11 protein-coding genes are annotated in these 11,706 nt (G+C 54.7%); all 11 read left to right on the forward strand.

Annotated features, from left to right (window positions below):
* Nucleotides 1–284 precede the first annotated feature (284 nt).
* Nucleotides 285–566, forward strand: a complete 282-nt coding sequence (locus Q0526_RS15815; protein ID WP_298735695.1) for a hypothetical protein — start codon at nt 285–287, stop codon at nt 564–566.
* Nucleotides 567–625: 59 nt separating this feature from the next.
* Nucleotides 626–1,381, forward strand: a complete 756-nt coding sequence (locus Q0526_RS15820; RefSeq protein WP_298735697.1) for a response regulator — start codon at nt 626–628, stop codon at nt 1,379–1,381.
* 33 nt (nt 1,382–1,414) lie between these two features.
* Nucleotides 1,415–2,224, forward strand: coding sequence for an ATP-binding protein (locus tag Q0526_RS15825; protein WP_298735699.1), 810 nt, complete (start codon nt 1,415–1,417; stop codon nt 2,222–2,224).
* A gap of 153 nt (nt 2,225–2,377) precedes the next feature.
* Entirely contained in the window at nt 2,378–3,085 is a 708-nt protein-coding gene (pyrH, locus tag Q0526_RS15830) for a UMP kinase (protein ID WP_298735702.1), read from the forward strand.
* A gap of 81 nt (nt 3,086–3,166) precedes the next feature.
* Nucleotides 3,167–3,721: a ribosome recycling factor gene (gene frr / locus Q0526_RS15835; RefSeq protein ID WP_298735704.1), complete on the forward strand. Its 555-nt coding sequence runs from the start codon at nt 3,167–3,169 to the stop codon at nt 3,719–3,721.
* Nucleotides 3,722–3,825: 104 nt separating this feature from the next.
* A complete protein-coding gene (locus Q0526_RS15840) occupies nt 3,826–4,686 on the forward strand; it encodes a phosphatidate cytidylyltransferase (RefSeq protein WP_298735706.1) in 861 nt (286 codons plus the stop codon).
* A 15-nt stretch (nt 4,687–4,701) separates the two neighbouring features.
* Nucleotides 4,702–5,853: a 1-deoxy-D-xylulose-5-phosphate reductoisomerase gene (gene dxr, locus Q0526_RS15845; protein WP_298735709.1), complete on the forward strand. Its 1,152-nt coding sequence runs from the start codon at nt 4,702–4,704 to the stop codon at nt 5,851–5,853.
* A gap of 16 nt (nt 5,854–5,869) precedes the next feature.
* Entirely contained in the window at nt 5,870–6,961 is a 1,092-nt protein-coding gene (locus Q0526_RS15850) for a M50 family metallopeptidase (protein ID WP_298735712.1), read from the forward strand.
* A 12-nt stretch (nt 6,962–6,973) separates the two neighbouring features.
* The gene (gene ispG / locus Q0526_RS15855) at nt 6,974–8,026 is read left to right on the forward strand and encodes a flavodoxin-dependent (E)-4-hydroxy-3-methylbut-2-enyl-diphosphate synthase (RefSeq protein ID WP_298735715.1); all 1,053 of its coding nucleotides are present in this window, start codon (nt 6,974–6,976) and stop codon (nt 8,024–8,026) included.
* Nucleotides 8,027–8,058: 32 nt separating this feature from the next.
* Nucleotides 8,059–8,319: a hypothetical protein gene (locus tag Q0526_RS15860; RefSeq protein ID WP_298735719.1), complete on the forward strand. Its 261-nt coding sequence runs from the start codon at nt 8,059–8,061 to the stop codon at nt 8,317–8,319.
* Nucleotides 8,320–8,359: 40 nt separating this feature from the next.
* Nucleotides 8,360–11,706, forward strand: a 3,347-nt coding sequence (locus Q0526_RS15865) for a PolC-type DNA polymerase III (RefSeq protein WP_298735722.1), incomplete at its 3' end; no start/stop codon positions are given.

Genomic DNA, 11,706 nt, shown 5'->3' on the forward strand with positions numbered 1-11,706 from the left:
TGGCCCCTATGGGGCCGTTTTGCAAACCCCACGTTCAACGTGGGGTTATGATTTTTGTGAAATTCCTTTGCGAAGAAAGAAAATCTTGATGAAACCACTTCTATTTTGCACTTTTTGTGGTATAATAGACAAAATCAAACATTTCTTGCGCACTGCGTAGAAAAACGTATCTTTGGTGTGGATTGATTCCGATGGCAGTTTGCCCTATAGTACATCTACGGGGGAATGTGCCGCGGAAAACTTCCCCGTGACTTGGGTTTCGTATCGGGGAGGATGAAGAAATCATGGAACAATCAGGACAGAAATACCTTGCGGTATACCGGCGTGATTTTTCGGAGTTGGAGGGCCTGCAGAAAGCGGAGCAGGTCACCTATGCGTTGCAGCGTGCAAAAGGATCCCTGTGTTTTCACGCGAAGCGGCGCACTTCTGCACAGGATATTTCCTGCAGTCTGTGCGGGATAGACGAAGCGTTTGCTGGACGTGTTTTATGCTATATGTATGAAAATGCAGTAGCACCGGAACAACTGCCCGACATCGTACGGGATTTGTGCGGCGCGTCGGTGTAAATACGATGCTGGGAACGTTGGAAAGGGACCGTTCGATCCCGGAAAGAGGAAAAACACCGATGCAGCCTACTTTCAGCAAAACAGCGGTTGTGGCAGTGTTCGTCAGCAGCGCGCGGATGGAGCGCGAATGTATTCGTCTTTATGCGCAGACCCATCCGGAAGTTCGCATGGCTGCTATTTTACCTAGTGGGTCTATCTTGTTGGAGCAACTCCGCCGAGGGTTAAATCCACAGGTGATTGTGCTGGATGCGCTGTTGGAAGAAGGCGGTGTCCTGCAGCTTGTGGATGCGATCCGAGCGATGGCGTTGGACCCGCAGCCGGCACTTTTGCTGACGGCGCCGCTGCCGGAACAAACGGCGGCTCGCCGTGCTTTACAGGCATTTGGCGGTTGTCAAGTGCTGCTGAAACCTTACCGGATTCGAGAACTGTTTGATCAAATTTATCTTTTGGGAGCCGGTGCAGACGAATACCGTTTGTATAGGGTTCGTGGGTGTTGCCGCCGGTATTTGCAGCAGATGCATGCCGACCCGTCGATGAGTGGCTGTGACTATCTGGAGCAAATGCTTCTGTATGCTTTGGTGGCTGAGCGCCCCATGACGATTGCATCTTTGTATCAGTTGGTGGCGCAGGACAACGAAACGCAAGAGGGCAGCATTGCTGCTGCGGTGGTGCGTTTGTCCCGCAAGATGCAACAGCAAGCAACACCGCAGTATAAAGCCTTGTGCCGCCGCTGCGGCTTGCCCGAGGATGCGGTGCTGCCCAACGGCAAACTTCTCAAAGGCTTGCTGGAGTTGCTTCGACAGGAAATTCGGTAAGGGGGAGCCAAGCTCCTCACAAAGGGGGAGAATATGCAGCCAAGCGAACAGGAATTGGCGCTGGCCCTGCGCGGGGGGCTTCGGGGGCGATTTCAGAGTTCTTTTCATCTGTTGGAAAACGCATTTGAAGTTCTGGAAGATCAGATGGAACATTGCGTGACACCCACGGAATATGAGGCGTTACGCCCCTTGTTGCGGCAGATCGCCGAGCAGTTGCTGCTGCTCCGTCGCTTGGGTGAGCATGCGGCGGACGCCGCCATTGCGCCGGTGTTGCAGCAGGTGTGCACACCGCAGCCGATGGAACTGTTAGGGCACCTGCGAGAGATCAGCACGCTTTTCAATGAGATCGCTGTTCAGGAACGGCTGTCGGCAACTTCGGTGGTGGAAGCCGCCGAAGGCGTGCCGGTACTGCTGACCATGGGGGATCCCACGCTGTTGAATGGGCTGATCGCCAATTTGTTTTCGAATTCACTGGCTGCAGGGCGGCCGGTGCACATCACTCTGGCGTGCGGGCCGGAGTCTTTTTGCTACCATGACGACGGTCCCGGCTTACCGCCGGATGCACAGGCCTTGCTGAACGGCGGGGTGTGGAGCGACCGCCTGTTGGAACAGGGGGGACTGGGACTGCCCTTGATCCGTGCCTATGCGGCGGCCATGGGGTGGACTTTCACGGTGGAAGAGGGCCCCGGTATGACGCTGCGGTTTGCCTTGCCGCCCTGTTCGGTGGATCTGGGCAATATGGTGTTGGAATCCACCACAGCGCCGCAGGTACAGCGGGCACAACGGCGAGCGTATCTGCTGCGGGAATTGCAAAGCGTTTTGCCGCAGTATCCAGAAGAATAAAGCAGAAAGGCGTGGCCTGACAGGGCCGCGCTTTTTTTTCTGCGGCGCTTTACTTTAGGGGCGAACTATTGTAAAATACTAGGTACATAAGAATGGTTTATTGTGCCCATAGCGCACACAGAACCACAGTAAACAACAGGTGGTGTTATTTTTATGGGAAATCGCTATAACCGCATCCTGCTCAAAGTGAGCGGAGAAGCGCTCTCCGGTCCCAAAGGGACTGGGTTTGATGAGGAAACCATCGCCTCGATCTGTGCCGGCATCAAAGCGGCCCACGATTTGGGCACCCAAATTGGTATTGTGGTAGGCGGCGGCAATTTCTGGCGCGGCCGTTCTAGCGGCAAGATGGACCGGATGGATGCCGATAAAATCGGTATGTTGGCTACCGTCATGAACGCACTGGCCGTGAAGGATGCTCTGCGGCAGCAGGGGGTACCGGCCGTGGTGATGACCAGCTCTTTTATGCCGCAGGTGGCGGAAGTCTTTACCAGCGATAAGGCAATCGCCGCACTGGAAAGCGGAACCATCGTGGTCTTTGGCGGCGGTACCGGCAACCCGATCTTCTCTACTGATACGGCCTCGGCACTGCGTGCACTGGAAATTGGCGCCGATGCAATGTTCAAAGCTACCATGGTGGATGGTGTCTATGACAAGGACCCCCACAAATATCCTGACGCGGTGCGTTACGACACGCTGACCTTCACACGTGTGCTGGACGAACGTCTGGCCGTGATGGACTCTACGGCGGCAACTCTTTGCCGCGACAATGGTTTGCCCATTGTGGTATTTGACTTGGGCGAGCCTGCCAACATCGCCAAGGCGGTGCAAGGCGAGAATGTGGGAACCCTTGTTAAGGAATAAAAACAGGCGCACCGGTGCGCCTCTCTGTAAGAAAAGTTCATACTGTTTGCCTATACTATTAAAAACTAAGGAGAAATTGCCATGAGCAGCACGACCAAACCCTTTGAAGAAAAGATGAACGCCAGCGTTGACCATCTCGTTCGCGAGTTGGCCTCCATCCGCGCAGGCCGCGCCAATCCCGCCGTTCTGGACAGAGTGACGGTGGACTATTACGGCAGCCCGACGCCCATCAATCAGATCGCGGCGGTAGCCGTGGCAGAAGCGCGTATTCTGACTATCACCCCGTGGGATCGCCAGATGCTCAAGCCCATCTCCAAGGCGATTCAGACGAGCGACATCGGTATCAACCCGATTGATGACGGACAGGTGATCCGGCTGGTCTTCCCGGCTCCGACCGAAGAGCGCCGCAAGCAGTTGACCAAGGATGTCCAGAAGCAGGGCGAGGAAGCCAAGGTTGCGGTGCGCAATGTGCGTCGTGATGCTATGGACAAGTTCAAGGCGATGAAGAAGGCCGGCGAATTGACCGAAGATGACCAGAAGAAACTGGAGGAAGAAACCCAAAAGCTGACCGACAAGTACGTCAAGATGATCGACGATACCTGCGCGTCCAAAAACAAGGAAATTATGGAAGTCTGAGCAATCGGCACTTCCTGAGCGTCTGTGCGGGCATGCCGATGGGCACGCCCGCATAGGCTGTTCTGTGTACTGTATTATTCCATCCGTGAAAGGGAACACACCGTATGAAGACCCGCGTTATTACCGCTGTTGTCGGCCTGGCCCTGTTGGCTGTGGTGCTGGCGTTTTTCAACACACTGCTGTTTGACTTGGTGCTCAGTGCCGTTTGCCTGATTGCCATCCACGAAGTTTTCTCGGCCATGGGATTTGGCAAAAAAGAGTGGTATCTCTATGCCGTGGCTGTACCGTATACCTTGCTGATCATGCTCACCACCAGCCCGGGACCGCGGAGCTTGGTGCTGCCTGTCAGCTTTTTGGTGGTACTATTTTTCAATATCTGCCAGATCACGCATGTCAAGACGATGGATTTCGGCAGGCTGGCCGGATATGTCTACTTTTCCGGTGTCATCCTCTTCTGCTTCTATTCTCTCATTCACCTCAAACGGATGCTTCCCTTTGAAAACTATCGCTACGACGCGGTATACTTTATCTTGCTCACACTCTGCTTTGCGTGGGGCGGGGACACGGCGGCCTACTTTGCCGGCCGTGCCTTTGGCAAACACAAGCTGGCTCCAATCGTCAGCCCCCACAAAACAGTAGAAGGTGCCATTGGCGGTGTTGTGGGCAGTGTCCTTGCAGGCACCCTGCTCACGGCGGTATACACCATGCTGTCTTCCGGGTATCATGTCTTCAGCATCCAGATGCGCCCCAAGCATTATCTTGTTCTGCTGTTTATGGGCGCTGTCGCTTCGATACTGGGCATTCTGGGAGATCTGTTTGCTTCGGCGGTCAAGCGTCAGGCTGGAATCAAGGATTACGGCACCATCTTCCCGGGCCACGGCGGCATTCTGGACCGTTTTGACAGCGTAATGTTTATCGCGCCCTTTGTGGCCATTGCGGTGCGGTATTTCTTCTATCTGCTATAAAAAGGACGAAAAATCATGAATAAGACCATCACTTTGTTGGGGTCTACCGGCTCTATCGGTACCCAGAGTTTGGACGTCTGCCGCATGCACGGCTATTCCGTGTTCGGTTTGGCGGCTCATTCCAGCGTGGGAAAATTGCTGGAACAGATTCAAGAATTTCATCCCCAGTATGTGGCGGTGGTAGATCCGGACGCGTTCCGAAAACTGGAAGGGGAGCTGGCCGGTCAGGCCGGTGCCCCCAAGCTGTTGGCGGGTGCAGACGGGCTGCGGGAACTGGCTGCCATGCAGGGGTCGGACGTGGTATTGAACGCTGTGGTAGGCATTGCGGGGTTGGATGCTTCTTTGGCTGCCATTGAGAGCGGTCACGATTTGGCATTGGCCAATAAAGAAAGTCTGGTTACCGGCGGCCATCTGGTTACCGATGCGGTACAGCGCAAAGGTGTGCACCTGCTGCCGGTGGACAGTGAACACAGTGCAATCTTCCAGTGCTTGCAGGATGCACACAGTGCGAAAACGCTGGAAAAAATCCTGCTTACGGCGTCGGGCGGTCCCTTCTTTGGGATGACCACCGAGGAACTCCGCGGCAAAACCAAGGCGGATGCGCTGCGTCACCCCAACTGGAATATGGGCGCAAAGATCACCATTGACTCCGCCACTCTGATGAATAAGGGGCTGGAATTGATCGAAGCAGCATGGCTGTTCGGTTTGCCGGAAGATAAAATCCAGATCGTTGTACAGCGAGAAAGCATCATTCACTCGGCGGTACAGTTTGCGGACCATTCAATCATTGCACAGCTGGGCGTGCCTGACATGCGCATCCCTATTCAGTATGCACTGACTTGGCCGGAGCGTCTGCCCAGCCCGGTGCCGGAGCTGGATTTCACCGCGTTGACCAAGCTGAGTATTGCTACGGCGGACGAGGAAACGTTCCGCTGTCTGGCGGCCTGCAAGAAAGCAATTCGCAAGGGCGGCTTGGCCCCCTGTGCGGCCAACGGTGCCAACGAGGCCGCGGTGGCCCATTTCCTGCGGGACGAGATCGGATTCCTCGACATCGGCCGTCTGGTGGAAGGCGTTGTGGACAGCGATTCCTTTGGCGGTGATTACACGCTGGACGATGTCCATGCTTGCGATCGCATGGCCCGCGCTTACGTGGAAGCGCATATTTAAGATTTGAGAGGTGCCTATGACTGCATTGCTGACCGGGCTGGTATCTCTGCTCGTGTTCGGGGTTGTCATTTTGGTGCATGAGTGGGGACATTTTTGGGCGGCTCGACATTGTGGCATTCGAGTGGAAGAGTTCTCTATCGGGTTCGGACCACGCTTGTTTGCGTGGGGGAAAGGGGAAACCCGGTATACTTTACGGCTCATCCCCTTGGGCGGATATAATCTGTTTTCTAACCCGCCGGATCCCGAAGGAGAGGGCGAGGCAATTCCACCGGTACATCCGCCCAAGCCGAAGACAGGGCTGTTTCCCGTTGTTGTCCGGGGGCAGGAATTTGAGCAGGCCGGGGCATGGCAGCGCTTTTTTGTCACGCTCTGGGGGGCAGTGATGAATTTTGTGCTGGGATTCCTTGTCCTGTTGGTTTTGGTGCTCAGCATGTCCAATCTGGGCGGAACCACCGTGGCTCAGTTCGTGGATGATGCCCAGAGCAGCGCTACCGGTTTGCAGCTTGGCGATACCATCGTAGAGGTGGATGGCCAGCGGGTGCGCACCGCCAATTCGTTGGCGCAGTTGTTTGATGGAACGACGCAGCAACATACCATGTTGGTGCTGCGAGATGGTGAACTGGTGACACTAACGGGAGTAACGGTGGCTCCTACCACCGACGAGGATGGCAACGTCGTTAGTGGCGTGGATTTTCGTGTGGCAGCCGTGAGTAAGACCACCCGCAATGTGTTGGTACAAACCGGGGAGTTTTTCCGGTATTACAGCACGGCGATTTTGGGCGGTTTCTGGCAGCTAGCTACCGGACAGGTGGGGGTAGATCAACTCTCCGGTCCAATCGGCACGGTGTCGGCGGTCAGCCAAGCTGTTCAATACGGCTGGCGAGATGTGCTGTCTTTGATGGCGCTGCTGACCATCAACGTAGGTATTTTTAATCTGCTGCCCATCCCCGCGCTGGATGGCTGCAAGCTGTTGTTTTTGTTGTTTGAAGGGCTGACGGGCCATGCGGTGCCCCAGCGCTTTCAGATGGTTGTCAATACGGCCGGCATGGTGCTGCTGTTGTGGCTGATGATGCTGGTGACCATGCAGGATATTACAAGATTCTTCTAAGGAGGAACTCAGATGACGCGCCAACTCAAACGGGAAGTCAAGATCGGTAACATTACCATTGGCGGTACCAATCCCATTGCGGTACAAACGATGCTCAATGTTCCGGTCAAGGACATTGCAGGCAACGTAGAACAGGCCAAACGGGTGGCGGCGGCAGGCTGCCAAATCGTGCGGGTGACAGTTCCTACGCCGGCGGACGCGGCGGTGGTGGCCGCCATCAAGGAAGCGGTTGACATTCCGGTGGTGGCGGATATTCACTTTGATTACCGCGCAGCGTTGGCTGCTTTGGATGCCGGTGCAGACAAGATTCGTATCAATCCCGGCAACATCGGGGACGATGACCGTGTGAAGGCGGTGGCGGATGCCTGCAATGCCAAAAACGTACCCATCCGCATCGGCGTCAACGGCGGCAGTCTGGAAAAGCATATCCTTGCCAAGTATGGTGCGCCTGTGCCGGAAGCGATGGTGGAAAGCGCCATGTATCACGTCCGGCTGTTGGAAAAGCACGACTTTGACAACATCGTGATTTCCATCAAATCCAGCAATGTGCCGCGGATGATGGCTGCGTACCGCATGCTGTCCGCCCAGACCGATTACCCGCTCCATGTGGGGGTCACCGAGGCCGGCGGCAACCGGATGGGACTGATCAAGTCCGGTATGGGGATTGGCGGTTTGCTGCTGGAAGGCATTGGCGACACACTGCGGGTATCGCTGACCGAAGAACCCGAAAACGAAGTGTATGCCGGATACGACATTCTGCGTGCGGTGGGATATGCCGTGGCAGGACCGGAGATTATCAGTTGCCCCACCTGCGGCCGCACCCAATACCCAATGATTGAGATTGCCAATGAGGTGGAGCGCCGTCTGCGGGATGAAGGTTTCAAGAAACCTTTGAAGATCGCCATTATGGGGTGTGTTGTCAACGGCCCCGGGGAAGCCTCTGATGCTGACATCGGCATCGCCGGCGGCAAGGATGAGGCGCTGCTCTTCATCCGTGGCGAGAAGGTACGCATGCTGAAAGGGGATATCGTCGGCCAGTTTATCGACGAGATCCATAAGCTATAAGGTACCGCAGAGCAGGGAAGGAGTCCGCTGCCATGGAACTGTTGTTTGAGATTGTGGGTGAGGTCCTGCTGGAAATTCTGCAGGTACTCTGGCCGCCGATTCTGGCAGTTGTGAACGGGGGACTGGTTCTCTGCTTTGCTTTTTTGACTTGGTTGTTCTTTACGGAAGAGGAACCGGTCAAAGCCGTAATCAGCCTGCTGCTGATGTTGGTGTTTGTGGCTGTCGGCATTGTCTGCTTGAAAACCGGGGTGTATACATGCAAAGATCGTGCCAATCGTCGCAAGAAAAGATGATCGAACCCTCTGCCCTTTTTCCATCTGCAAAGGAGTCGTTTTGAAACCACTTGTTACACAGGTTTGGCCTCAATTCACGGCCGACCAGCAATTCTGCACAGCGTTCGGCGGCGTACTCGTCGAGCGAGTAGAGTTGCACCGTACAAAACGTCAAGTTATTATCTGCCTGCGCAGCGCCGAGCCATTGGATCAAGCGCTGTGCGGGCGCCTTTGTGCATCGCTGCAAGACGTCTTTGCCGGCTATGAGCTGCATCTGCGCAATTATTTTTCCTATCCCAACATCACGCCGGAATCGGTCTGTCTGATGATTGAGGAATTGAAAGAAAAGGGGATGCCGGTCAACGGTTTCTTGGACAAGGACCAACCCGTTGTCTTTGGCGAAGATGGGATTACCATTCGCGTCAATGCGGGACGCACAATTCTGGAAAGTGTGGAACTGCCCAGAGTGCTGGCTGAATTGATTCAGGAGCGCACGGGGGCTTTGCCTATTGTACGGCTGGCTGATGCAGGTCATGTTCGCACCGAAGAGGAGTTTGAACAGTATCTGCAGGAGAAAACGCCGGTTGTCAAATTCGAAGCCAAGGAAACGCCGCCGGACTTTACCATCGAAGGGCTTACCCTGTCCAACAAGCCGGTCAAGCTGTTTTACGGCAAAAACTTCAAACCTACCGAAACCCGCCGCCTCAACGATTTGGGGGATGGCGGCAAGGTGGTGGTTTGGGGCGACGTTTTTGCTACCGAAGTCAAGGGCAGCCGCCGCAAGATTTATTTCACCTCCATCACCGACTATTCCGGTTCGGTGAACCTCAAAGTCTTGGGGGGCGAGGACGCCGACATGTCCAAGTGGGAAAACCTCAAACCCGGTACCACACTGATCGTGCGCGGCAACTATATGTACGACAAGTACGAGCATGACTTTGTCATCATGCCTTACGATGTGCTGCAGGTGGAGCGGGAACCGCGGCAGGATACCGCTCCGGAAGGGGAAAAGCGGGTAGAACTGCATCTGCACACTAAGTCCAGCTCGATGGATGGTTTTAATGATCCGGGTAAGATTGTCCGCTTGGCCCATCGTATGGGGCATCGAGCCATTGCCATCACCGACCACGGCGTCTGTCAGGGCTACCCCGAAGCTATGTTGGCGACCGATGACATTCACAAAAACGATCCGAATTTCAAATTGATCTACGGCTGCGAAGCCTACTTTGTGGATGACATGATCCCGGCGGTATATGGCAAGGGCCAGATGCCGCTTTCGGGTTCTTTTGTGGTGTTTGATACCGAAACTACCGGTCTGGACGCCAACATCGAAAGTCTGACCGAGATCGGTGCCGTTTATGTAGAAAACGGCAATATCAACGAAGAAAAGAAATTCTGTACGTTCGTCAATCCCGGCAAACCGATTCCCCAGCGGGTGGTGGAGCTCACCGGCATCAACGATGCCATGGTGGCCGATGCTCCGACACCAGAGGAAGCCATCCGCGCTTTCAAGGAGTTTTGCGGTGACCATGTATTGGTAGCCCATAACGCCCACAGTTTTGATATGCTTTTCATCCGCAAAGCGGGAGAAAAAGCGGGCGTCAGTTTCGACGAAAATACCTATATTGATACGCTGCCCATGGGACAAGCACTGTTCCCGGGGTTGCGCAACTATAAGCTGGATACCATCAATAAGCATCTGGAAATTCCGCCCTTCAACCATCACCGGGCGGTAGATGATGCCATGGCGTTGGCCCGCATCTTCGAGATCATGCTCAACGATCTGGAAGAGAAGGACATCCATACGGTGGAAGCCATCAACACCGGGTTGGGCGGCAACAAAGAGGTGCTGAAAAAGAAATACTACCATCTGATCATTCTGGTACAAAATCAGGTAGGACTAAAAAACCTTTATCGGATTGTCAGCGCAGCCCATACCCAGTATTTCTTTAAAAAGCCTCGGGTGCCTCGCAGTCTGCTGAATCGGTATCGGGAAGGGCTGCTGCTCTCTCCGGCTTGTGAAGCGGGCGAACTTTACAGGGCGATCGTGGCAGGACAACCCTATGAGCAGTTGCTGCGCATTGCGGATTATTATGACTACCTCGAAGTGCAGCCGCTGGGCAACAACGAGTTCATGGTCCGCAATGGACAGGTGGATTCCATCGAAGCGGTGAAAAACTTCAACCGCACGGTGATTCAGTTGGGCGAGGACTTGCATAAACCTGTGGTGGCTACCGGAGACTCCCACTTTCAGGAACCGGAGGATTGGATCTACCGTGCGGTGCTGCAGGCAGGCAACGGTTTTAAGGATGCCGACAATCAAGCCCCGCTGTACTACCACACCACCCCGGAAATGTTGGCCGACTTCAGTTATCTGCCCAAGGAAAAGGCCTACGAGATCGTGGTGACCAACCCCAACAAGATTGCTGCCACCATCGACAACAATCTGCGGGCTATCCCCAAGGGAACCTATCCGCCCAGCATTCCCGGTGCTGAACAGGAGCTGCGAGACGATACTTGGAAGCACGCGGCTCGCGACTATGGTACGCCGCTGCCCGATGTGCTGCAAAAACGTTTGAAAAAGGAATTGGATTCCATCTGCGGACATGGTTATGCGGTTTTGTATGTTATTGCCGTTCGTCTGGTGGCCTATTCCAATGCAGGCGGTTATCAGGTAGGCAGCCGTGGTTCAGTCGGTTCGTCGGCGGTGGCGCACTTTTCCGGCATTTCAGAGGTTAACTCCATGCCGCCCCACTATCTGTGCCCGGAATGCAAACACAGCGAATGGATCGATGACGGCGTGCATTTCGACGGTTTCGACCTGCCGGATAAAAACTGCCCGGTCTGTGGGCATCAGATGATCGTGGAAGGCCACGACATTCCTTTTGAAACCTTCCTCGGCTTCTACGGCGACAAGGAACCGGATATCGACTTGAACTTCTCGGGCATGTACCAGTCCCACGTTCATCGCTATACCGAAGAACTGTTTGGTAAAGAGAACGTTTTCAAAGCGGGCACGGTTTCCGGTCTGCAGGACAAGACCGCTTACGGTTACGTGAAGAAGTATCTGGAAGAACGGGGCAAAACCGTGAACCGTGCCGAGGAAAACCGTCTGGTCATTGGCTGTACCGGCGTCAAGCGTACTACCGGTCAGCACCCCGGCGGCATGGTCGTTGTGCCCGATACCTTCGATATTTATGATTTCTGCGCGATCCAGCATCCGGCGGATGATGTGAAGGGCGGTTTGCTGACCACCCACTTCGAATTTAAGTACCTGCATGACACGCTGCTCAAGCTGGACGAGCTGGGCCACGATGTGCCTACCTTCTATAAGTATTTTGAAGAATACTCGGGTATTCCCATCGACTCGGTGCCGATGAACGATGAGAAGGTGTACAGCCTGCTTAC

This window comes from uncultured Subdoligranulum sp., from assembly GCF_937890665.1.

Bases quoted from the DNA above. Each gene is read 5' to 3' on its own strand.
- frr (WP_298735704.1), top strand. From the start codon at position 3,167: ATGAGCAGCACGACCAAACCCTTTGAAGAAAAGATGAACGCCAGCGTT.
- Q0526_RS15850 (WP_298735712.1), top strand. From the start codon at position 5,870: ATGACTGCATTGCTGACCGGGCTGGTATCTCTGCTCGTGTTCGGGGTT.
- dxr (WP_298735709.1), top strand. From the start codon at position 4,702: ATGAATAAGACCATCACTTTGTTGGGGTCTACCGGCTCTATCGGTACC.
- Q0526_RS15815 (WP_298735695.1), top strand. From the start codon at position 285: ATGGAACAATCAGGACAGAAATACCTTGCGGTATACCGGCGTGATTTT.
- pyrH (WP_298735702.1), top strand. From the start codon at position 2,378: ATGGGAAATCGCTATAACCGCATCCTGCTCAAAGTGAGCGGAGAAGCG.
- Q0526_RS15860 (WP_298735719.1), top strand. From the start codon at position 8,059: ATGGAACTGTTGTTTGAGATTGTGGGTGAGGTCCTGCTGGAAATTCTG.
- Q0526_RS15840 (WP_298735706.1), top strand. From the start codon at position 3,826: ATGAAGACCCGCGTTATTACCGCTGTTGTCGGCCTGGCCCTGTTGGCT.
- Q0526_RS15820 (WP_298735697.1), top strand. From the start codon at position 626: ATGCAGCCTACTTTCAGCAAAACAGCGGTTGTGGCAGTGTTCGTCAGC.
- Q0526_RS15825 (WP_298735699.1), top strand. From the start codon at position 1,415: ATGCAGCCAAGCGAACAGGAATTGGCGCTGGCCCTGCGCGGGGGGCTT.
- ispG (WP_298735715.1), top strand. From the start codon at position 6,974: ATGACGCGCCAACTCAAACGGGAAGTCAAGATCGGTAACATTACCATT.